This window comes from Microbacterium oleivorans (assembly GCF_023715745.1).
Lineage (GTDB): Bacteria > Actinomycetota > Actinomycetes > Actinomycetales > Microbacteriaceae > Microbacterium > Microbacterium oleivorans_D.
Genome location: NZ_JAMBOV010000003.1, coordinates 1 through 20,768, shown reverse-complemented (window position 1 = coordinate 20,768; position 20,768 = coordinate 1). Strand labels below are relative to the sequence as shown.

Sequence of the window (20,768 nt, the reverse complement as noted above, 5' to 3'; positions counted from 1 at the left end):
CGTTCGGCGCGTTAGCGGCGGGTACCGCGGATGCGGTACGCGATCGACCCGGCGGCGGGATGCGTCCGCCGCTGGGGCCGCAGAGGGTGGAGGAGACCGCACACGAACGGAGATTCCGCATGAACACCCCCATCCTCGAGGCCCGGGACGTCCGCAAGTCCTACGGCCGCGGGCCGAACAGATTCGATGCGCTGAAGGGCGTGTCCTTCCGTATCCATGAGGGCGATTCGGTGGCGATCGTCGGAAAGAGCGGCTCGGGCAAGTCGACTCTCATGCACCTACTGGCGCTGCTGGACGCCGCGGATTCGGGCACGATCCTCCTCGCCGGGGACGACACCGCCCATCTCCGCGGATCCCGCCTGAACAAGACGCGGAACCAGACCTTCGGCTTCGTCTTCCAGCAGTTCTTCCTGACCGGCACCACGACCGTCCTCGACAACGTCATGCTGCCCCTGAAGATCGCCGGCGTCCGACGCGGCGAGCGCCGGCGTCGCGCCATGGCGGCGCTCGAGCAGCTCGATCTCGCCGACAAGGCCCACAACAAGGCTGCGAACCTGTCCGGTGGCCAGAAGCAGCGGGTCGTCATCGCCAGGGCCCTCGTCAACGACCCGCGCCTGATCTTCGCGGACGAGCCCACCGGCAACCTCGACACGCAGACCGGAGCTGTGGTCGAGGACATCCTCTTCACCCTCAACCGCGAGCACGGCATCACGCTCATCGTGGTGACCCACGACGAGGATCTCGCGGCCCGCTGCGACCGCCGGATCGTCATCCGCGATGGGCTCATCATCGAGGACTCGGCGCAGGAGGCGGCGGCATGAGGACCACGGACATCGTCACCTCTGCGGTCGCCAACACGTTCCGTTCCAAGACCCGGACGATCCTCACCATCCTGGCGATCTTCGTCGGCGCGTTCACCCTGACGCTGACGAGCGGCCTCGGGACAGGGATAAACGCCTACATCGACGACACCGTGTCGGGCGTCGGCGCATCCGACGCCATGACGGTGACGAAGAACGCCGAGTCGGAAGGAGGCCTCCCCGGCCAGGCCTCGGACGGCCCGCAGGAGTACGACCCGAACACGGTGTCCGGCGGCATCCCCGGGACGACCGTCTCCGCCCTCACGCCCGACGACATCGACACGATCGGAGACGTCGACGGCGTGCTGCGCGTCGATCCGGTGCGGACGATCTCGCCCGACTACATCGTGGTCGGCGACGGGACGAAGTACGAGGCATCTGTCGGCAGCCTGATCCCCGGCCAGACCGTCGTGCTCGCCAGCGGCGCGGAACCGGACCCGGACGCGACCGAGTACGAGGTGACGATCCCCGTGACCTACGTGGAGCCGCTCGGTTTCGCCGACGCCGAGGCCGCCATCGGCGAGACGGTCACCGTGTCGGTGACGGACGCCGAGCGCACGCCGCACACGATCGACGCGACGGTCACAGGCGTCGCCGAGGAGGCGATCGCGAGCCCGACAGGCAGCGGTCTGCTCGTGAACACCGCGTTCGAGGACGCGCTGTTCGCGGCGCAGAGCACGGGGCTCACTGCCGAGCAGGCCAACCGCTACGCGTCGGCGACGGTCTGGTTCGACCCCGAGGCGACGGATGCCGAGATCACGGCGCTCAAGGACCGCCTGGCGGACGAGGGCTACACAGGCACGACGATCGCCGACCAGCTCGGAACGGTGAAGACGATCATCGACGGCATCGTGCTCGTGCTCAACGCGTTCGCCGTCATCGCCCTGCTCGCGGCGGCGTTCGGCATCGTGAACACCCTGTACATGTCGGTGCAGGAGCGCACCCGGGAGATCGGCCTGATGAAAGCGATGGGCATGGGCTCGGGCCGCGTGTTCTCGCTCTTCAGCCTCGAGGCGGCCTTCCTGGGCTTTCTCGGCAGTGCGGTCGGAGCGATCATCGCGATGGCGGCCGGCAGCGCCATCAGCACGGCGCTCGCCGGAGGACTGCTCGCCGACCTGCCCGGCCTGACGCTCATCGCCTTCGATCCGGTGTCGATCGCCACGGTGATCGTACTGGTCATGGCGATCGCGTTCCTCGCGGGAACACTCCCCGCCGCCCGTGCCGCGCGGGCCGATCCGGTGGAGTCGCTGCGGTACGAGTGAGGTGGACGCCGCACTCTCGCGCAGCGACGACGAAGGGCCCGCCAGATGGCGGGCCCTTCGTGGTACCGGTCGGGATGACAGGATTTGAACCTGCGACCCCTTGACCCCCAGTCAAGTGCGCTACCAAGCTGCGCCACATCCCGGTCCGTCGCCCTTGCGGACAACTCCCCTATCCTAGCCGGTCCCGGCGCCTCCCGCGAACCGCCACGGGGTTCCGCGTGTCCGTGCGCGGGACTACTCTGCCCGGATGACCGAGATGAACCGCGTCACCGTCGTCAGGGGCGACATCACTCAGCAGCAGGTCGACGCCGTCGTCAACGCGGCCAACCGCGCGATGCGCGGTGGCGGGGGCGTCGACGGCGCCATCCACCGCGCGGGCGGCCCGCAGATCCTCGCCGACTGCATCGAGCGGTTCCCTCACGGCCTGGCCACGGGGGATGCCGGGTGGACGACCGCCGGCGACCTGCCCGCCCGCTGGGTGATCCACGTCGTCGGACCGAACCACACCGCCGGCGAACGCGACCGCGCCCTCCTGACCTCCTGCTACCGCAGAGCCCTCGAGGTCGCCGACGAGCTCGGCGCGACCTCCGTCGCGTTCCCGCTCGTGAGCGCCGGGATCTACGGATGGCCGCTCGACGACGCGGTGGACGCCGCCGTCACGACGCTGCAGGACACGCCGTCGCAGGTCGCCGAAGCGCGCATCATCGCCTTCGACCAGGCCATGTTCGACCGGGTGGAGCGGCGGCTCGCGGCATCCTGACCTGCCTACGATGGGTTCACCGTACGGGAGGAGGGTGACATGGCGGATGCCGTGCGCGTCGACTCCTGGCTCTGGGCCGTCCGCGTCTACAAGACCCGCTCCGCGGCGACCACGGCATGTCGAGCCGGGCACGTCCGCGTCAACGGCGAGAAGGCGAAGGCCGCCCAGCAGGTGCGACCCGGCGACGAGTTGCGCGTGCGGATCGCCGGATTCGACCGCATCCTCGTCGTCCGTCAGACGATCACCAAGCGTGTCGGCGCACCGCTGGCCGCCGTCGCCGCGGAGGACCGGACGCCCGAACGGGAACCCGTCGCGCAGATCGCGGTGCGCGACCGCGGCGCGGGCCGACCGACCAAACGCGAGCGGCGCGACATCGAGAAGCTACGCGGCCGCTGACACCCCTCGGCGGTCGATCGCGCGGCGCGTGCCGGCATCCACCCCTCCCACGGCGGCCGCGGTGACGGCGTAGACGACCAGGTCCCTCGGGTCGAAGACCGTGCCGAAAACGAGCACGATCGGAGGCCACTCCCCCGCCCATCGCAGCGGCAAGCCGGTCAGCTGGAACAGCTCCACCGCGACACTCCAGCCGAGGACGACCGCGGCGGTCATCCACGACCGCCATCCCGGGAAGAGGAGGACGAGCCCACCCCAGACGGCGATCACGTAGAGCGCATCTGCGGCGATGTCGGATGCCGCCCCGTCCGGCGCCGACAGGTGCACCGCGAGCCCGACGGCCACGGCCAGGACAGCGGCGCAGAGTCCGGCGAGTCGTCTCACGAGGTGAGCAGCCCGCGGAGCCACGACACCGGCTGCGTGGTCGCTCCCGCCTCACGGACGCGCTCGGTGAGGCCTCGATCGCTCGTCACCACGAGGGTGCGATCTCCCCGGTGCACCGACTCGACGGCGGACGCCACGATCTGGTCGTCGCCTTCGCCCGCGGCGCGCACCACCTCGATCTCGCCCGCATCGGAAGCGGCGCGGGCAGCTCCCTCGAGGACCGCGACCACGCGGGGGAACCAGCGGTCCCCGCCGAGTCCCAGCGCCTCGGCGGGCACGCCGCCACGCGAGAGGTCGGACAAGCCCGAGAGCAACCGCTCGGTGGCGCCTGCGCGGTCCTTCCACCACCCGTCCGGCGTCGAGCCCACGACGTTGGCCGCGTCGACGATGACCGTCACCCGCGTCGATAGGGCCTCGCGCAGCGCGGGCCACGAGCCCGCGAAACCGGGATGCAGCGGCATGCCGTCGACGCGGTCGACCGGCACCCACTCCAGCGCGTAGCTCTCGGGGTCGGCGATGACCGGTTCGAACGGACGCTCCACTGTCGCGACGAGCGTCGTGTAGGTCCACACGTCTCGGTCCAACACACTCGTGAACAGCGGCCGCAGGGCGTCGCCGGGCACACCGGCCTCCTCCTGCGACTCGCGGATCGCGGCATCCGTCGCACTCTCGCCCTCGTGGCGAGCTCCCCCGGGAATTCCCCACGTCCCGCCGAAGTGACTCCACGACACCCGGTGCTGCAGCAGGATGCCGCGGGCCGGGTCGTGCGCGAGCAGTCCCGCAGCCCCGAACCGTCCCCAATACTTCTCGCCGCTGTCGGCGAGCACCCACGCGTCACCGGGGTCGCGCGGTCCGAGCGGACGACGCGGCTCACCGGGGTCGGGCGGGCGGATGATCACCCGACCAGCCTCTCACGCAGCGCGTGGCAGGGCGCGGCATCCGTCACCGGACGACGCGCAGGCGACCGAGGCTCAGCGCTGCCGGCGCTCGCGCACCCGCATGTTCGTGACGATGGGCGTGCCCTCGAACCCGAAGATCTCGCGCAGGCGCCGCTGGATGAACCGGCGGTAGCCCGGGTCGAGGAACCCGGTCGTGAAGAGCACGAATGTCGGCGGCCGCGTCGAGGCCTGCGTCCCGAACAGGATGCGGGGCTGCTTGCCGCCGCGGAGCGGGTGCGGGTGCTCGGCGATGAGCTCGGCGAGGAACGCGTTGAACTTGCCCGTGGGGATGCGCTGATCCCACGACTCGAGCGCCGTCTCGAGCGCCGGGACGAGCTTGTCGAGGTGACGTCCGGTGCGGGCCGAGAGGTTGACGCGCGGCGCCCACGTGACGTGCGCGAGGTCCTGCTCGATCTCGCGCTCGAGGTACCGACGACGGTCGGCGTTGTCCATGTCGTCGTCGTTCAGGCGATCCCACTTGTTGAACGCGAGGACGAGGGCACGACCGGACTCGAGCACCAGGTCGATGATGTTGAGGTCCTGCACGCTGATCGACTCGGTGACATCGAGGACGACGACGGCGACCTCGGCCTTCTCGAGAGCCGCACTGGTGCGCAGCGACGCGTAGAAGTCGGCGCCCTGCTGCAGGTGCACACGACGACGGATGCCGGCGGTGTCGACCAGACGCCACAGCTTGCCGCCGAGCTCCACGACCTCGTCCACGGGGTCGCGAGTGGTGCCCGCGAGGTCGTTGACGACGACGCGCTCCTCCCCCGCGGCCTTGTTCAGCAGCGACGACTTGCCCACGTTCGGTCGTCCCAGGATCGCGACGCGGCGGGGGCCGCCGAGCTCGTTCTTCGCGACGGCCGAGACCTCGGGCAGCACCTTCATGACCTCGTCCAAGAGATCTGCGACGCCGCGGCCGTGGATGGCGGACACAGGGTGCGGCTCGCCGAGGCCGAGGTTCCAGAGGGCGGCGGCCTCGGGCTCCTGGCGCGCATCGTCGATCTTGTTGGCGACGAGGAAGACCGGCTTGTCGGTCTTGCGCAGCATCCGAACCACCTGCTCGTCGGTCGCGGTCGCGCCGACCATCGCGTCGACGACGAACATGACGACGTCGCACAGCTCGATCGCGATCTCGGCCTGTGCGGCGACGGAGCGGTCGATCCCCTTCGCGTCGTGCTCCCAACCACCGGTGTCGACGAGCGTGAACCGGCGATCCATCCACTCGGCCTTGTAGCTCACTCGGTCACGCGTGACGCCGGGGGTGTCCTCCACGACGGCTTCGCGACGACCGAGGATGCGGTTGACGAGCGCGGACTTGCCGACGTTCGGCCGTCCGACGATCGCCACGACGGGCAGCGCCGGCAGCATCTCGACGACCTCGCCTCCGGCGGTGAAGCCGGCCAGCAGATCGTCGTCGTCCTCGTCGAGCTCGTAGTCGGCAAGCGAGGCACGGAGGGCCGCAGCGCGCTGCTCGGCGAGTTCCTCGTCGAGGTTGGCGAGCTTCTCCTCGAGCTGATCGGGGCCGCCTTCGTATTCGTAGTCGTCTTCGGCGCTCATCGCGAGCCTTCCGTTCCCGACCGCACGACGCCCAGGACGGCGTCGACGGTCTGTGCGAAGTCCAGGTCGGTCGAGTCGACGACCGTCACGCCGGGGGCGGCGGTGAGGAAGTCGACGACCTGGGAGTCGGATGCGTCGCGCTTATGCAGCGCGGCGGCGACGGCCGCGGCATCCTCCGTGGTCAGTTCGGCGCTGCGCCGAGCGGCACGCACCTCGGGTGCGGCGGTCAGCAGGATGCGCACGGGTGCGTCGGGGGCGACGACGGTCGTGATGTCGCGGCCTTCGACGATGACACCGGGGCGGCCCGACTCCGACACGAGGCGCCGGAACAGGACGTTGACCTGCTCGCGGATGACGGGCACCCGCGCGACGCCGCTCACGGCGGAGCTGACCCGCGGCTCACGGATCGCCTCCGTGACCGAGGTCGCGCCCACCCGCACCCAGTAGTCGTCGGGGTCGAGCGAGATGGCGTAGTCGAAGTCGCCCGCGGCGTCCACGACGGCGGCCGCGTCGGAGGTGTCCGCGCCATGCTCGAGGACATGCCAGGCCAGCGCCCGGTAGGCGGCGCCGGTGTCGAGGTAGCCGTAGCCGAGGCGGCGCGCCGCCTCCTTGGACACACTCGACTTGCCGCTGCCGGCAGGGCCGTCGATGGCGACGGTGATGGGATCAGTCATTGAGGCTCGCAATCTTCCACCCGCGCGCGGCGAGGCCGTCGGTGGCGACGGTCACCGCGGACGGGACGACACTGATCTCGCCGAGACCGAACTGGGCTCCGGGCGAGTGCTCGAGACGGAAGTCCTCGACGTTGACGTCGAGCTCGCCGAGGTCGCCGAACAGGCGCCCCAGCTGGCCGGGGGTGTCGTCCACCATGACGACGACCGTCTCGAAACGGCGGTTCTGACCGTGCTTGCCCGGAAGCCTCTCGACCCCCTCGTTGCCCCGACGGATCGTGTCGGCCACGGTGCGGCGCGCGCCCGGCGCATCGGGATCGCGGAGCGCGCGGGCGACGCTCGTCAGGTCCGACGCGAGCGCATCGAGCACCTCGACGACCGGGTCGGCGTTGGCACCGAGGATCTGCACCCAGAGCTCAGGGGCGGATGCGGCGATGCGGGTCGTGTCTCGCACGCCCTGTCCCGCGAGGCGGAGGGAGGCTTCCTCGGCACCGACGAAGCGTCCGGCAAGGAGGGATGCCACGAGCTGCGGCACGTGCGAGACGAGAGCTACCGAGCGATCATGCTCTTCCGGACTCATCTCGACCAGGCTGGCACCGAGGTCGAGCGCGAGTCCTTCGACGACGGCGAGGTCGCGGGCGGACGTCTCTCCGTCCCGGCAGATGACCCACGGCCGTCCGAAGAAGATGTCGGCGCGGGCGGAGATCGCACCGCCCCGTTCGCGTCCGGCCATGGGATGGCTTCCGATGTAGCGCGACAGGTCCACCCCACGCGCGCGCAGCACGAGCAGTGGCTCGAGCTTGACGCTTGCGACGTCGGTGACGACCGCGTCGGGGAAGGCGGTGAGCTCGCGCTCGATGACGTCGGCCGTCACATCCGGCGGCACCGCCACGACGACGAGGTTCGGTCGGTCGTCCTCACGCGGCAGGCGACCCGCGCCGTAATCGACGGCCAGCCGCAGCTGAGCGGGCGACGCATCGGCGAGGACGACGTCGACACCGAGCGCGGTCAGAGCGTGACCGATGCTCGAACCGAGCAGCCCCGCGCCGACGATGCGGACGAGACCGCTCGTGCGGACCGCGCGAGGGCGCGCGTCGATGGCGTCGGTCACAACTGCTCCTGAGTGGGATCCCCGGGCGGGGTCTCCGCCTGGCGCGCGAGAGTCAGCAGCGCACCACGCTCCACTGTAGTCAACTCGCGCGTCCGCCCCGCTGGGAGCGTGCCCAGGTGCAGGGGGCCGAACTGCCGCCGCACGAGCTCCTGCACCGGGTGTCCCACGGCCGCCATCATGCGTCGGACGATGCGGTTGCGTCCCGAGTGCAGTGTCAGCTCGACGAGGCTCGTGTCGCCGTTGGCGTCGAGGAGGCGAGCCTTGTCGGCGGCGATCGGGCCGTCCTCGAGGTCGAGCCCCTTGGTCAGCTGCGCGATCGTCTGAGCGAGAACACGACCCGACACCTTCGCGATGTAGACCTTGGTGACGCCGAAGGACGGGTGCGCGAGGACGTGCGCGAGCTCGCCGTCGTTCGTGAGGACCAGAAGGCCGCTCGTCTCGGCATCCAGTCGGCCGACGTTGTAGAGGCGCTCGGGCCAGTCCTTCGTGAAGCGGCGGAGGTCGGGACGGCCCTGGTCGTCCTTCATCGACGAGACGACTCCGGTGGGCTTGTTGAGGATGACGTAGCGCTTGCTCGTGTCGAGCTGGATCGCGGTGCCGTCGACGTCGACCCTGTCGTGCTCGGGGTCGATGCGGGAGCCCAGCTCGGTCACGACGACCCCGTTCACCCGGACGCGACCCTCGACGATGTACTGCTCGCAGACGCGGCGCGAGGCGACACCGGCGTTGGCGAGGACCTTCTGCAGCCGGACCCGGTTCTCGTCGGACTGATCGTTCATCGGATGGTCTCTCCTTCGAAGCCCGCGGAGCCGTCATCCAGCAGCGGGGAGATGGGGGGCAGCTCGTCGAGGGAGTTGATCCCCAGGTGACCGAGCAGCGCGTCGGTGGTGCGGTAGTTGATGGCCCCGGTCTCGGGGTCGGTGAAGGCCTCGGTGATGAGCCCACGGGCCAGGAGCGTCCGGACGACGGAGTCGACGTTCACGGCGCGGATCGAGGCGACCTGGCTGCGCGAGACCGGCTGCTTGTAGGCGATGACGGCGAGCGTCTCGAGGGCGGCCTGCGACAGCCGGGAGGGCGCCTGGCCGTTGACGAACTCGGCGACGAGGTCGTCGTGCTCCTCGCGCACGTAGAAGCGCCAGCCGCCGCCGACCTCGCGCAGCTCGAAGCCGCGGCGCGGTCCGCTCCGTTCGCCGTCGTAGTCCGCGACGAGCTCCTCGACCGCCTGGCGGACGGCGGGCACGGGCGCCCCGACGGCGGCAGCGAGCGAGACGAGGCTCTGCGGCTCGTCGATGATCATGAGAATGGCCTCGAGTCGCCGCGCGACGTCGGCAGGCTCCTGCGAGCGGGGCGGGGCCTCGATCTCGGTGGCGTCATCGGTCATAGTCGGCTCCCAGAGTGGCGAGGTTCTCTTCGGACCACCGTTCGGCGGTCCATCGCAGGGTCAGCTCCCCGAGCGGCTCGAGCTGCTCGAACGAGAGCGCTGCGTGCCGATACAGCTCCAACACCGCGATGAACCGCGCCACGACGACCCCCGTCTGGGTCACGCCGGCAACCATTTCGCGGAAGTTCAGCTGTCCGGCGTCGCGCAGCAGGGTCACGACGACGGCCGCCTGCTCCCGGATCGAGACGAGCGGCGCATGCAGGTGGTCGAGTCCGACGTGCGGGATCTCCTTCGGCGCGAAGGCGAGCATCGCGATCGCGGCGAAGTCCTCCGGCGACAGTGTCCAGACCAGCTCCGGCACCGCGCGCCGATGCTTCTCGTCGAGCCGCACCGCTCGGGTGTGCCGCTTGCCCTCGCGGTCCAGGCAGCGGGCGAACCAGGCCGACACCTCCTTGAACGCGCGGTACTGCAGCAGTCGTGCGAACAACAGGTCGCGCGCCTCGAGGAGGGCGACCGACTCGGCATCCACCAACTCGCCCTGCGGGAGCAGCCCCGCGACCTTCATGTCGAGCAGCGTCGCGGCGACGACGAGGAACTCGGACGCCTGGTCGAGATCGGCGTCGTCGTCGAGCCCTTTCAGATAGGAGATGAACTCGTCGGTGACCTTGCTGAGCGAGACCTCGGTGATGTCGAGCTCGTGCTTCGAGATGAGGGTCAGCAGCAGGTCGAAGGGACCGTCGAAGTTGCCGAGCGAGACACGGAACCGGTCGCCCGCAGCCTCGGTCGGTTCTGCCCCGGAGGGCGCGGCGTCGGCGTCGGCGACGTCTTCAGGCGACGGCGCCACGGGCGACCAGCTCCCGCGCGAGGCGCAGGTACGCCTGGGCGGCGGAGTGTTCGGGGGCGAACTTCGTGATGGGAATCCCGGCCACCGAGGCGTCCGGGAACTTCACCGTGCGCCCGATGACCGTCTCGAGCACATCGTCGCCGAAGGCGTCGACGACCCGCTCGAGGACTTCGCGCGAGTGCAGGGTGCGCGGGTCGTACATCGTCGCGAGCACGCCGTCGAGCTGGATCGCGGGGTTCAGGCGATCGCGGACCTTGTCGATCGTCTCGATGAGGAGGGCCACGCCACGCAGGGCGAAGAACTCGCACTCGAGCGGGATGAGCACGCCGTGGCTCGCGGTCAGCGCATTGACGGTGAGGAGCCCCAAGGACGGCTGGCAGTCGATGAGGATGACGTCGTAGTCGCCCGCGACCTTGCGCAGGACGCGCGCGAGGATCGTCTCGCGAGCGACCTCGTTCACGAGGTGGACTTCGGCCGCCGACAGGTCGATGTTGGCGGGCAGGATGTCGAGGCCTTCGACCGACGTCGAGACGATGACCTCGTTCGGGTCGCGCTTCGGGTCGAGGAGCAGGTCGTAGATCGTGGCTGTCTCGTGCGTCTGCACTCCGAGACCAGCGGACAGCGCGCCCTGCGGGTCGAAGTCGACCGCGAGCACGCGACGTCCGTACGAGGCGAGACCCGCAGCCAGGTTGATCGTCGTCGTCGTCTTGCCGACGCCGCCCTTCTGGTTGCAGAGCGAGATGATGCGCGCCGGGCCGTGACCGTCGAGCTTCGGCGGGGTCGGGAAGCCGTGGTACGGACGTCCCGTCGGCCCCATCGGGGTGTCGGTCGCCGAATCCGCCGCCGATGCGCCGGTGGCCTCCGCCGTGCTCCGCTTGCTCGCCACTGATCTCCTGCCTTCGCCGTGCTCACCCGAGTCTAGTCATCGCCGGGCCCCGGGCGAGGGAGCGACTCCCCCGCAGTGCCCTGGTCATCTCGCCCGCGGATGCGACGTGAGGTAGACGTCGCGCAGCGCGTCGACGGTGACGTGCGTGTAGATCTGCGTCGTCGCGACGGAGGCGTGGCCGAGCATCTCCTGCACGACGCGGACGTCGGCGCCACCCTGCAGCAGGTGAGTTGCGAAGGAGTGCCGCAGCGTGTGCGGCGAGACGTGGGCCGTGATCCCCGCACGCTGTGCGGCCTGCTGGATGACGAGCCAGGCGCTCTGCCGCGACAGCGGTGCTCCGCGGGCGCCGAGGAAGGCTCGCGGCGTCGCACGGCCACGCCGCGAGAGTTCGGGTCGAGCGCGCGTCAGGTACGCGTCGACCGACGCACGGGCGTACGACCCGACGGGAACGATCCGTTCCTTCGACCCCTTGCCCCGCACCCGCAGCACCTCGCCGTGCATGAGGTCGTCGACATCGAGGTCCACGATCTCCGAGACGCGGGCGCCGGTGGCGTAGAGCAGCTCGAGCAGGGCACGGTCGCGCAATCCGATCAGCTCGCCCGGCGCCGCATCGGCGGGTGCGGGGCCGGCGGCATCCAGCAGCCGGATGACGTCGTCCACGGGCAGCGCCTTCGGCAGACGCAGAGGCGCCTTCGGTGGGCGGAGCCGGACCGTCGGGTCGTCGGTCGCGATGCCCTCCCGCGCGAGGAAACGGTGGAAACTGCGTACCGCGGACTGCAGCCGGGCGAGCGAGGTCGACGCGGGAGGCGGATCGGATGCCGCCCGCTCCGCCGCGAACCTCGTGACGAGCTCGGTCGTCACGACCTCGGTGTCCTCGGCGCCATGCTGCGCGAGCCAGTCGAGGTAGCCGGCGAGGTCGCGTCGGTACGCGGACACCGTGTGCGCGGACAGACCGCGCTCGATCGTGATGTGCCGGAGGAACGCGTCGACGGCGCGCGCGAGCCTCACGGGTTCTCAGGCCTGCGGTCGGTCCGCGCCCACGGGGCGCGATCGCCCCGGCCACGGCGCATCCGGCTCACCGAGCGTCGACCAGTCGCGGGCGCGGCCCGCGGCGGCGGCGAGGGCGGCGACCACGAGCGACGGGTTCTGCAGCGAGCGGGCGAGGACGGCGTCCACGACGTCGTCGAGGGGCACCCAGCGCACCTCGATGTCGGCCTCCTCGTCCGTGCGGGCGAACACCTCGGGCGCGTCGGCGAGGCCTCGCGCGAGGTAGATCCGGATCGCCTCATCGCTCCCGCCGGGGCTCGTGAAGAAGTCCGACAGGACGTGCCAGCGCTCGGCGGTCAGGTCCGCCTCCTCGGCGAGCTCGCGCTGGGCCGCCGCGAGCGGGTCCTCCCCCGGGACGTCGAGCAGACCGGCCGGGATCTCCCAGTCGCGGAAGCCGACCGGATGCCGGTACTGCCGGATGACGAGCACCCGCCCGTCGTCGTCGAGCGCGAGGATCGCCACCGCACCGGTGTGGTCGACGTACTCCCGCACGATCGACCCGTCCCCATAGGTGAACTCGTCCCGGCGCAGATTCCAGACCCGGCCCTCGTAGACCGTGTCACTGCGTGTGACGTCGACGGCGACGGCCTCGTCCTGCAGCGGAGCGGCATCCGTCATCGCTCAGTCCTCGTTCTCGACGTCGAACAGTTCGCTCGCACGGTGGCGATCGAGCGCGGCGGCGATGAGGCCTCGGAAGAGCGGGTTCGCCTCGGTCGGACGCGACCGCAGCTCGGGGTGCGCCTGCGTGGCGATGTAGTACGGGTGGACGTCGCGCGGCAGCTCCACGTATTCGACGAGGTCGAGGTCGGGGTTCAGGCCCGAGAACACGAGACCCGCGTCGGCGATCTGCTGGCGGTAGGAGTTGTTGACCTCGTAGCGGTGGCGGTGACGCTCGGTCGCACGGTCGGAGCCGTACAGCTCGGCGGCGAGCGAGCCTTCGGCCAGCGCCGCCTCGTACAGACCGAGACGCATCGTCCCGCCCATGTCGCCCCTGTCGAGGATGTCGACCTGCTCGGCCATCGTGGCGATGACCGGGTGCGGGGTCTCGGGGTCGAACTCGCTCGAGGACGCGTGCTCGATGCCCGCGACGTGGCGCGCGTACTCGATCACCATGCACTGCAGACCGAGGCAGATGCCGAGCGTCGGCAGCCCCTGCTCGCGGGCGAACTTGAGCGCGCCGAGCTTGCCCTCGATGCCGCGGATGCCGAAGCCGCCGGGGATCACGATGCCGTCCACGGCCGACAGCGCCTTCGCGGCACCCTCCGGCGTCTCGCACAGGTCCGAGGGGATCCAGGTGATCTGGACCTTCGTCTCCTGCGCGAAGCCGCCGGCCTTGAGGGCTTCCGTGACCGAGAGGTAGGCGTCGGGGAGGTCGATGTACTTGCCGACGAGACCCACCGTGACCTCGTGCTTCGGGTTGTGCACGGCGTTGAGGACCTTGTTCCAGCGGGTCCAATCGATGTCGCCGGCCTTAGCGTCCAGCCCCAGGCGGCGGACGATGTAGGCGTCGAGGCCCTGATCGCTGAGCGTGGAGGGGATGTCGTAGATGCTCGGCAAGTCGACGGTGTTGATGACCGCGTCCTCGTCGACGTCGCACATGAGCGCGATCTTGCGCTTGTTGGACTCGGTGACGGGCCGGTCGCTGCGCAGGACGAGAGCGTCGGGCTGGATGCCGATGGAGCGCAGCATCGCGACCGAGTGCTGCGTGGGCTTGGTCTTCTGCTCGCCCGAGGCGCCCATGAACGGCACGAGCGACACGTGCACGAAGAAGACGTTGTCGCGGCCGAGCTCGTGGCGGATCTGCCGAGCAGACTCGATGAACGGCTGCGACTCGATGTCGCCGACGGTGCCGCCCACCTCGGTGATGATGACGTCGGGACGGGGCTCCTCGGTGGCCTGCAGCCGCATCCTGCGCTTGATCTCGTCGGAGATGTGCGGGATGACCTGGACGGTGTCGCCGAGGTACTCGCCGCGACGCTCCTTCGCGATGACCTCGGAGTAGATCTGACCCGTGGTCACGTTCGCGGCCTGGCTCAGCTCGATGTCGAGAAAGCGCTCGTAGTGGCCGATGTCGAGGTCGGTCTCGGCGCCGTCGTCGGTGACGAAGACCTCGCCGTGCTGGAACGGGTTCATCGTCCCCGGGTCGACGTTCAGGTACGGGTCGAGCTTCTGCATGACGACGCGCAGGCCGCGCGCGGTGAGCAGATTGCCGAGGCTGGCGGCGGTCAGACCCTTGCCGAGAGACGAAACGACACCACCCGTCACGAAGATGTGCTTGGTGATGTCGTTGTTTTTGCGTCCCGCGCCCGAAGAGTCCGTCACGGGCTTTCACTCTATCAGCCCCGCCGACCGCCCAGCCCGGTGACCGCCCGGGTGTCGTTCAGCGGGCGCGCCCGAGCGCCAGCAGTTCGCGGGCGTGATCCAGGGCTGCGTCCGAGTCGGACATGCCCGACAGCAGCCGCGCCATCTCGGCTGCACGCTCCTCGCCCTCGAGGTGCCGCACGCTCGACGCGGTCACCGATCCGTCGCTGGCCTTGACGACGGACAGGTGGTTGCCCGCGAACGCCGCGACCTGGGCGAGGTGGGTGACCGCGATCACCTGGCTGGTCTCCGCGAGCTTCGCGAGCCGCCGGCCGACCTCGATCGCCGCGGCCCCGCCGATACCGGCATCCACCTCGTCGAATACGAAGGTCGGAACGGGATCGGTCGCGGCGATCACGACCTCGATCGCCAGCATGACGCGGCTGAGCTCACCCCCAGACGCGCCTCGGGCGACAGGACGGGGCGACGCGCCCGGGTGGGGTGCGAGCTGGATCGTGACGACATCGCGACCGTGGGACGCCTCCGGCCCCGGCTCCACGGCCACCGTCACCGTCGCGTCGGGAAGCGCGAGATGACGCAGTTCGGCGGTGACCGATTCCCCGAGGCGGGATGCCGCCGCGCGCCGCGCATCAGTCAGCCCCGCCGCCCGCGCCTCGACCTCATCGCGCAACCGGTCGCGCTCGGCCGTGAGTCGCTCGATACGGTCCCCGTCGTCGTCGAGTTCGACGAGTCGTGCGGAGCCGGAGGCCAGCAGCTCGAGGGCAGCGTCGAGGGACCCGTGCGCGCGGATGAGGCCATTGACGGCGGCCCGACGCTCTTCGACGGCCGCGAGCTCGTGGGGCCCGCCCTCGTCCAGGTCGGCGAGGTAGCCGCTCAGTTCGCCGGCGACGTCGGCGACGCGGTACCCGAGCTCCTCGATCACTGCGGCGTGTCGGCGCAGCGCCTCATCCGAGCCGCCAGCGCGTTCGAGCGCGCGACGCGCCTCGGCGAGCAGCGCCTGCACGTCGGGGAGGTCGTCCTCGTTCGACAGCGCGGCGTGCGCAGTCGCCGCGGCCAAGCGCAGCTCCTCCGCGTTGGCGAGCCGGTCGGCACGCTGCGCGAGGTCCGCGTCCTCCCCCGGCTGCGGGTCGACCGCCTCGATGTCCGCGATGGCCGCGCGCAGCTCCGCTGCCTCGCGGGCGCGGGCGTCCTGTTCGGTCGTCAGCGTCTCGAGCTCGGCTGCTGCGGTGCGCCACGCGTCCCACGCTGCGCGGTAGCGCTCCAGCGCCTCGGCGACGGGAACGCCGCCGAACCGGTCGAGCGCCTCCCGCTGCGCAGCGGCGGAGGTGAGCCGCAACTGATCGGACTGGCCGTGGACGACTACGAGCTGATCCGCGAGGTCCGCCAGCACTCCCGCCGGAGCGGTGCGGCCGCCGACGGTCGCCCGGCTCCGTCCCTCGCTCGACAGGGTGCGACCGAGGTAGAGCTCCGCACGCCCGTCACCGAGGGGTTCGACGTCGCCCCCGGCATCCCGCACCCGTTCGACGACGGGACCGTTCTCCGGGACGATCCACACACCGTCGACGGCGGCCTGCTCGGCGCCCGCTCGCACCGCGCCGGAGTCGGCGCGCTGACCGAGGAGCAGGCCGAGGCCGGTCACGACCATGGTCTTTCCCGCGCCGGTCTCGCCCGTGATGGCGGTGAAGCCCGGACCGATCGGCAGGGTCGCACCCGCGATGACCCCGAGGTCGCGGAGGCGGATCTGCTCGATCACGGTGTGGCCTCCGTGGCGCCCCGCCACCCCGCGACGGGCAGCTGGAACTTGCGGACGAGCCGGTCGGTGAAGACGGACGGATGCAGCCGTGCGAGGCGGACCGGCCGGGTCGACCGCCGCACGACGACGCGGGCGCCCGGCGGGAGGTCGTGCGATCGGCGACCGTCGCTCCACAGCACCGCGCGCCCCTGGTTGCGTTCCAGAACGTCGATCGAGACCGACGTCTCGGGCCCCAGGACGACGGGACGGGCGAACAGGGCATGGGCCGACAACGGCACGAGGCACAGCGCCTGCACCGACGGCCATACGACCGGTCCGCCGGCGGAGAAGTTGTAGGCGGTCGACCCGGTGGGCGTCGCGACGACGACACCGTCGCAGCCGAACGACGACAGCGGACGACCGTCGATCTCGATCATCACCTCGAGCATCCGCTCACGGGACGCCTTCTCGACGGTCGCCTCGTTGAGGGCCCACGTCCGGTACACGACCTCGTCGTGGGCGTCTCGGACCTCGACCGACAGCGTCATCCGCTCGTGGATCTCGTAGTCCCGCGCGAGGGCGCGGCCGATGGCCTCGTCGATGTCATCGGCCTCGATCTCGGCGAGGAAGCCCACATGGCCCATGTTCACCCCGAGGATCGGGACGGATGCCGCTCGCACCAGCTCGGCCGCGCGCAGGATCGTGCCGTCGCCGCCGAGGACGATGGCGACCTCGATGTCCGCCACGTCGACCCCGTCCTCGCCGAGGATCGCGGTGTCGAGGTCGCCCAGCACCGCTGCCAGCTCCGGATCGTCTCCGGGCACGACGGGCTGCAGACCAGCTGCATGAACCGCCGCGACGACGCGCCGTGCCCCCTCGACGGTGTTCTCGCGCAGCGCGTGCGCCACCACGAGGATGTTGCGCGTCGCGTCGGTCATGCGGCTCCCGCCAGTCGGTTCACGGTGTCCAACCATTGTGTCGGATTCACGTCGTCGCTCGTCCCGGGACGCAGGTGGATGAGGAACTCCCGGTTGCCGTGTGTTCCCGCAATCGGCGACGCGATGACGCCGTGCGTGCCGAGCCCCGCGTCCCACGCCGCCCAGAGGACGGTCGCGACGGCGTCGGCTCGGCGCCCGGCATCCGTCACGAGACCTTCGCGGACCCCGGTGCGCCCGACCTCGAACTGCGGCTTCACCAGCAGCACCAGGTCGGCGTCCCGAGCGCAGACCGCGGCCGCCGCGGGAAGGACGTGCGTGAGCGAGATGAAGGAGAGGTCGCCGGTGATCACCGACGGGGTGTCGGCGACACGGGAGGCGTCGGCCAGTGACGCCGCCGTCATGTGACGGACGTTGAAGCCTTCGACGGAGACGACCTTCGGGAGCTCTGCGATCTGAGCGGCGAGCTGCCCGTGACCGACGTCGACGGCGAGCACGCGCGCCGCTCCCCGCTCGATGAGAACCTGCGTGAAGCCGCCGGTCGAGGCTCCCATGTCCACCGCGACGCGCCCCTGCGGATCGACCCCGAAGGCGTCGAGCGCAGCGATGAGCTTGTGCGCTGCCCGGCTGACGTAGTGATCGGATGCCGCGACCTCGATGACCTGATCGTCACCGACTTTCGCGGATGCCTTCACGGCGGGGTGCCCGTCGACGCTCACGAGTCCGGCGTCGATGAGCTGGGCCGCGTGCGTGCGCGAGCGTGCGAGTCCGCGCGCCGCGACGGCCGCGTCGAGACGTGTCGTCATGCGTTGGCGTCGCGCGGGCCCGACTCGAGGCGCTTGGCCAGCTCGTCGTGCAGCAGCGCGTAGGCGGCGGCGCGCTCGGCGAGCGGCTGGTCCTCGATCACCTCGAGCGTCGAGAGCAGGTCTTCGCGGCGGGCCTCACCCTCGGCGGCATCCATCGACATGGATCCCACCCTACGCGTCGCGAGGGACGCCGCGGGCGGGCGCGCTCAGCGTCGGTGGAACGGGTCCGCGTAGAGCTGCTCCGGCACGCGGAACCCGTAGATCGCGCGACCCGTGCTCCAGATGGCGGCCGCACCCGCACGGACGAGGTCGATGGGACGATCCCCTGCGGAGAGGATGCGGACGTCGGGGCCGTCGATGCGGACCGAGGCCCCGCCGACGGTCGTCACGTCGCCCTTGACGATCGTCTCGGGGTAGGGCTCGTGCAGTTCTCGCAGGTCGCCGAGGATGTATGTCGGCCGTGAGACGGTCGGTGCAGCGAGCACGTGCTTGGGCCGGTCGATTCCGGTGAGCACAAGGACGGAGTCGATCCCCGCGGCCTGCGCACCGGCGATATCGGTGTCGAGCCGATCGCCGATGAAGAGCGGATGCCGCGCCCCGAACCGCGCGACCGCCTCATCGAAGATCGGCCGCTCAGGTTTGCCGGCGACGGTCGCGAGGCGGCCGACGGCAGTGTGGACAGCCGACACGAGCGTGCCGTTCCCGGGTGCGATGCCGCGCGCCTGCGGGATGGTCCAGTCCGTGTTCGTCGCGATCCAGGGGATGCCGCCCTCGTCTTCGGGAAGGGCCAGCGCGTAGGCGGCTTCGGCGAGCTGAGCCCAGCCGACCTCCGGGGCGAAACCCTGCACGACGGCTGCAGGCTGGTCGTCCGCGCTGCGGGTGACGACGTAGCCCGCCTTCTCGAGTTCGAAGACGAGTCCATCCCCGCCGACGACGAGCACCGTCGCTCCCCCGGGGATCGTGTCGCGCAACAAGCGGACCGCCGCTTGAGGGCTCGTGACGACCTCCTGCGGCTGCGTCGGCAGTCCCAGCTCTGTGAGGTGCGCGGCGACAACGCTGTCGCGTCGCGATGCGTTGTTCGTGATGTACCCGAGCGCCCGCTCCTCTGCCGCACGAGTCAGGCTGTCGACCGCATGGGGGATGGGGCCGTTCCCTGCGTAGACGACTCCGTCCAGGTCGGCGAGGATCAGGTCCACGCCCTCGAGCGGAGTGGGCCGGGATCGGGAGAACAGTCCCATCAGGCGCGCTCCTCCGCGCCGTCCTCCGGCACGGATTCCTCGTCGTCGGTGCTGTCGGCAGTCCCGTCGTCCGCGGGATCGTCGATCTCGATCTCGTCGATCTCATCGACCTCGATGGTCTCAGCATCGGCATCGATCTCGCCGAGCGCTGCGGCGGCCACGTCTGCACGGTGCTGCCACTGCGCCGCCTCGTCGGTCCGACCGAGCTCTTCGAGCACGGCTGACCTGGCCGCGAACAGCCCCGGGCTCCACGGGTACGCCGTGTCGGGGTCGAGTTCCGGGATGTCGAGTTCCTGCAGCGCCCGCTCGGTCTCGCCCAGGTCGAGACGCGCACCCGACATGGCGATGGCGAGTTCGACGCGGACATCGGTCGGCAGGCTGGAGCGATCGACGGCACGACCGACTTCGAGCGCGCGATCGGGCCGTCCCACGCCGCGCTCGCTGTCGACCATGAGCGCGATCTGATCGTCGCGCCCCGAGATTCGACGGAACGTCCGCAGCTCTCGCAGCGCGAGAGCGAAGTCACCCACGGCGTAAGCCGTGATCGCAACAGTCTCGCGGACGACGGCGATGCGGCCTGCGCTGCGGGATGCCGCGAGTGCGTGTTCGTGCGCGAGCGCCGGATCTTCGTCGATCAGCCGCGCGGCCATCGCGAGGTGCCGGGCGACCTGTTCGGCATTGTCTTTGCTGAGTGTCTTCAACTCGTTGCGGGCAGCGCCGTTCAGATCCCGGGCGCTGATCTCGTCCGGCACGACGGGTCCAGCCGGAACGCTTCGTCGATCGGAACCCTGAGGCGGTCGGGAGTTGCGACGCTCACCGTCGCGCTTCTCGTAGGGGCGACGCTCCCCGTCACGCTTCGGGTACGAGGGGCGCTCACCGTCACGCTTCTCGTAGGGGCGACGCTCACCGTCACGCTTCTCGTACGGACGACGCTCCCCGTCACGCTTCGGGTAGGACGAACGCTCCCCGTCACGCTTCTCGTACGGACGACGCTCGCCATCTCGCTTGGGATACGACGAACGCTCCCCGTCACGCTTCTCGTACGGACGACGCTCGCCATCTCGCTTCGAGTACGACGAACGCTCACCATCTCGCTTCGGGTACGAAGAACGCTCACCATCACGCTTCGGATACGACGAACGCTCACCATCACGCTTCGGGTACGGACGACGCTCACCGTCACGCTTCGGATACGACGAACGCTCACCATCTCGCTTCGGATACGACGAACGCTCACCATCACGCTTCTCGTACGGACGACGCTCCCCGTCGCGCTGAGCTCCAGGTCGTCGCTCACCATCACGGTGCCCGAATGTGCGACGATCACGATCGGTCGACTCACCGCCGCTGCGCCGCGGCCGCTCGTCTCGCGATCGCGAGGAGGCAGGCGTGAACTTGCGCTTACCGCCCGATCGTCCAGGGCGCTCTTCGTCCGTCATCTTCTCTGTCCTCCCACGTGCGCGTTAACGAGAAATGGCCACCCAACTCTGGGTGGCCATTTCACGAAAGAAGTCCGGCGGTGTCCTACTCTCCCACAGGGTCCCCCCTGCAGTACCATCGGCGCTGTGAGGCTTAGCTTCCGGGTTCGGAATGTGACCGGGCGTTTCCCTCACGCTATGGCCGCCGAAACACTAT

22 protein-coding genes, 1 tRNA gene and 1 rRNA gene are annotated in these 20,768 nt (G+C 70.3%); 4 read left to right on the top strand and 20 right to left on the bottom strand.

All coding sequences use genetic code 11. The features are described from left to right. Positions 1-119 precede the first annotated feature (119 nt). Together M3190_RS08000 and M3190_RS07995 are read left to right on the top strand one after the other, a co-directional pair. On the top strand, positions 120-821 hold the full coding sequence (locus tag M3190_RS08000; RefSeq protein WP_251580452.1) for an ABC transporter ATP-binding protein: 702 nt from the start codon (positions 120-122) through the stop codon (positions 819-821). Continuing rightward, the gene (locus M3190_RS07995; RefSeq protein WP_251580451.1) at positions 818-2,122 is read left to right on the top strand and encodes an ABC transporter permease; all 1,305 of its coding nucleotides are present in this window, start codon (positions 818-820) and stop codon (positions 2,120-2,122) included. Before M3190_RS08000 ends, M3190_RS07995 begins: the two co-directional genes overlap by 4 nt. A gap of 69 nt (positions 2,123-2,191) precedes the next feature. Here the strand turns inward: M3190_RS07995 and M3190_RS07990 are convergent. Then, a tRNA-Pro gene (locus M3190_RS07990) sits at positions 2,192-2,265 on the bottom strand. A 113-nt stretch (positions 2,266-2,378) separates the two neighbouring features. Between M3190_RS07990 and M3190_RS07985 the strand changes: the two genes are divergently transcribed. Both M3190_RS07985 and M3190_RS07980 read left to right on the top strand, forming a co-directional pair. Then, positions 2,379-2,882: an O-acetyl-ADP-ribose deacetylase gene (locus tag M3190_RS07985; RefSeq protein WP_439958025.1), complete on the top strand. Its 504-nt coding sequence runs from the start codon at positions 2,379-2,381 to the stop codon at positions 2,880-2,882. Between the two features lie 39 nt (positions 2,883-2,921). Then, the gene (locus tag M3190_RS07980; RefSeq protein WP_251580449.1) at positions 2,922-3,278 is read left to right on the top strand and encodes an RNA-binding S4 domain-containing protein; all 357 of its coding nucleotides are present in this window, start codon (positions 2,922-2,924) and stop codon (positions 3,276-3,278) included. Here the strand turns inward: M3190_RS07980 and M3190_RS07975 are convergent. The 19 genes from M3190_RS07975 to rrf form a co-directional block, all read right to left on the bottom strand. Next, on the bottom strand, positions 3,264-3,659 hold the full coding sequence (locus M3190_RS07975) for a DUF2809 domain-containing protein (RefSeq protein WP_251580448.1): 396 nt from the start codon (positions 3,657-3,659) through the stop codon (positions 3,264-3,266). The genes M3190_RS07980 and M3190_RS07975 overlap by 15 nt on opposite strands. Next, positions 3,656-4,558, bottom strand: coding sequence for an NUDIX domain-containing protein (locus tag M3190_RS07970; protein WP_251580447.1), 903 nt, complete (start codon positions 4,556-4,558; stop codon positions 3,656-3,658). The genes M3190_RS07975 and M3190_RS07970 overlap by 4 nt, the downstream gene beginning before the upstream one ends. A gap of 72 nt (positions 4,559-4,630) precedes the next feature. Next, entirely contained in the window at positions 4,631-6,160 is a 1,530-nt protein-coding gene (gene der / locus M3190_RS07965; RefSeq protein WP_251580446.1) for a ribosome biogenesis GTPase Der, read from the bottom strand. Further along, a complete protein-coding gene (gene cmk / locus M3190_RS07960; protein WP_251580445.1) occupies positions 6,157-6,834 on the bottom strand; it encodes a (d)CMP kinase in 678 nt (225 codons plus the stop codon). The genes der and cmk overlap by 4 nt, the downstream gene beginning before the upstream one ends. Beyond that, the gene (locus M3190_RS07955) at positions 6,827-7,942 is read right to left on the bottom strand and encodes a prephenate dehydrogenase (protein WP_251580444.1); all 1,116 of its coding nucleotides are present in this window, start codon (positions 7,940-7,942) and stop codon (positions 6,827-6,829) included. Before M3190_RS07955 ends, cmk begins: the two co-directional genes overlap by 8 nt. Beyond that, entirely contained in the window at positions 7,939-8,721 is a 783-nt protein-coding gene (locus M3190_RS07950; protein ID WP_251580443.1) for a pseudouridine synthase, read from the bottom strand. The genes M3190_RS07955 and M3190_RS07950 overlap by 4 nt, the downstream gene beginning before the upstream one ends. After that, positions 8,718-9,323 carry an SMC-Scp complex subunit ScpB gene (scpB, locus tag M3190_RS07945; RefSeq protein WP_251580442.1) on the bottom strand — a complete coding sequence of 202 codons (606 nt, stop codon included), beginning with the start codon at positions 9,321-9,323 and terminating at the stop codon, positions 8,718-8,720. The genes M3190_RS07950 and scpB overlap by 4 nt, the downstream gene beginning before the upstream one ends. Then, positions 9,313-10,167: a segregation and condensation protein A gene (locus M3190_RS07940; RefSeq protein WP_251580441.1), complete on the bottom strand. Its 855-nt coding sequence runs from the start codon at positions 10,165-10,167 to the stop codon at positions 9,313-9,315. The genes scpB and M3190_RS07940 overlap by 11 nt, the downstream gene beginning before the upstream one ends. After that, positions 10,151-10,984, bottom strand: coding sequence for a ParA family protein (locus tag M3190_RS07935; protein ID WP_251581238.1), 834 nt, complete (start codon positions 10,982-10,984; stop codon positions 10,151-10,153). The genes M3190_RS07940 and M3190_RS07935 overlap by 17 nt, the downstream gene beginning before the upstream one ends. Positions 10,985-11,137: 153 nt before the next feature. Continuing rightward, the gene (xerD, locus tag M3190_RS07930) at positions 11,138-12,061 is read right to left on the bottom strand and encodes a site-specific tyrosine recombinase XerD (protein ID WP_251580440.1); all 924 of its coding nucleotides are present in this window, start codon (positions 12,059-12,061) and stop codon (positions 11,138-11,140) included. Between the two features lie 6 nt (positions 12,062-12,067). Further along, positions 12,068-12,718 carry an NUDIX domain-containing protein gene (locus M3190_RS07925; RefSeq protein WP_251580439.1) on the bottom strand — a complete coding sequence of 217 codons (651 nt, stop codon included), beginning with the start codon at positions 12,716-12,718 and terminating at the stop codon, positions 12,068-12,070. 3 nt (positions 12,719-12,721) lie between these two features. Next, the gene (locus M3190_RS07920) at positions 12,722-14,422 is read right to left on the bottom strand and encodes a CTP synthase (protein ID WP_251580438.1); all 1,701 of its coding nucleotides are present in this window, start codon (positions 14,420-14,422) and stop codon (positions 12,722-12,724) included. Between the two features lie 58 nt (positions 14,423-14,480). Beyond that, on the bottom strand, positions 14,481-16,175 hold the full coding sequence (gene recN / locus M3190_RS07915) for a DNA repair protein RecN (RefSeq protein WP_251580437.1): 1,695 nt from the start codon (positions 16,173-16,175) through the stop codon (positions 14,481-14,483). Further along, a complete protein-coding gene (locus M3190_RS07910) occupies positions 16,172-17,092 on the bottom strand; it encodes an NAD kinase (protein WP_251580436.1) in 921 nt (306 codons plus the stop codon). The genes recN and M3190_RS07910 overlap by 4 nt, the downstream gene beginning before the upstream one ends. After that, positions 17,089-17,895 (bottom strand): TlyA family RNA methyltransferase, encoded by an 807-nt coding sequence (locus M3190_RS07905; RefSeq protein WP_251580435.1) that lies wholly within the window; start codon positions 17,893-17,895, stop codon positions 17,089-17,091. The genes M3190_RS07910 and M3190_RS07905 overlap by 4 nt, the downstream gene beginning before the upstream one ends. Continuing rightward, entirely contained in the window at positions 17,892-18,056 is a 165-nt protein-coding gene (locus M3190_RS07900; protein ID WP_251581276.1) for a hypothetical protein, read from the bottom strand. Before M3190_RS07900 ends, M3190_RS07905 begins: the two co-directional genes overlap by 4 nt. 45 nt (positions 18,057-18,101) lie before the next feature. Beyond that, positions 18,102-19,133 (bottom strand): HAD-IIA family hydrolase, encoded by a 1,032-nt coding sequence (locus M3190_RS07895; protein WP_251580434.1) that lies wholly within the window; start codon positions 19,131-19,133, stop codon positions 18,102-18,104. Further along, positions 19,133-19,885, bottom strand: coding sequence for a hypothetical protein (locus M3190_RS07890; protein ID WP_251580433.1), 753 nt, complete (start codon positions 19,883-19,885; stop codon positions 19,133-19,135). Before M3190_RS07890 ends, M3190_RS07895 begins: the two co-directional genes overlap by 1 nt. A gap of 759 nt (positions 19,886-20,644) precedes the next feature. After that, a 5S ribosomal RNA gene (gene rrf, locus M3190_RS07885) occupies positions 20,645-20,761 on the bottom strand. Positions 20,762-20,768: the final 7 nt, after the last annotated feature.

What these genes read in the sequence shown, in the direction of transcription:
- M3190_RS08000 (WP_251580452.1), top strand. Translation starts at nt 120, where the DNA reads ATGAACACCCCCATCCTCGAGGCCCGGGACGTCCGCAAGTCCTACGGC.
- M3190_RS07995 (WP_251580451.1), top strand. Translation starts at nt 818, where the DNA reads ATGAGGACCACGGACATCGTCACCTCTGCGGTCGCCAACACGTTCCGT.
- M3190_RS07985 (WP_439958025.1), top strand. Translation starts at nt 2,379, where the DNA reads ATGAACCGCGTCACCGTCGTCAGGGGCGACATCACTCAGCAGCAGGTC.
- M3190_RS07980 (WP_251580449.1), top strand. Translation starts at nt 2,922, where the DNA reads ATGGCGGATGCCGTGCGCGTCGACTCCTGGCTCTGGGCCGTCCGCGTC.
- der (WP_251580446.1), bottom strand. Translation starts at nt 6,160, where the DNA reads ATGAGCGCCGAAGACGACTACGAATACGAAGGCGGCCCCGATCAGCTC.
- cmk (WP_251580445.1), bottom strand. Translation starts at nt 6,834, where the DNA reads ATGACTGATCCCATCACCGTCGCCATCGACGGCCCTGCCGGCAGCGGC.
- M3190_RS07950 (WP_251580443.1), bottom strand. Translation starts at nt 8,721, where the DNA reads ATGAACGATCAGTCCGACGAGAACCGGGTCCGGCTGCAGAAGGTCCTC.
- scpB (WP_251580442.1), bottom strand. Translation starts at nt 9,323, where the DNA reads ATGACCGATGACGCCACCGAGATCGAGGCCCCGCCCCGCTCGCAGGAG.
- M3190_RS07935 (WP_251581238.1), bottom strand. Translation starts at nt 10,984, where the DNA reads ATGGGGCCGACGGGACGTCCGTACCACGGCTTCCCGACCCCGCCGAAG.
- M3190_RS07925 (WP_251580439.1), bottom strand. Translation starts at nt 12,718, where the DNA reads ATGACGGATGCCGCTCCGCTGCAGGACGAGGCCGTCGCCGTCGACGTC.
- M3190_RS07910 (WP_251580436.1), bottom strand. Translation starts at nt 17,092, where the DNA reads ATGACCGACGCGACGCGCAACATCCTCGTGGTGGCGCACGCGCTGCGC.
- M3190_RS07905 (WP_251580435.1), bottom strand. Translation starts at nt 17,895, where the DNA reads ATGACGACACGTCTCGACGCGGCCGTCGCGGCGCGCGGACTCGCACGC.
- M3190_RS07900 (WP_251581276.1), bottom strand. Translation starts at nt 18,056, where the DNA reads ATGTCGATGGATGCCGCCGAGGGTGAGGCCCGCCGCGAAGACCTGCTC.
- M3190_RS07895 (WP_251580434.1), bottom strand. Translation starts at nt 19,133, where the DNA reads ATGGGACTGTTCTCCCGATCCCGGCCCACTCCGCTCGAGGGCGTGGAC.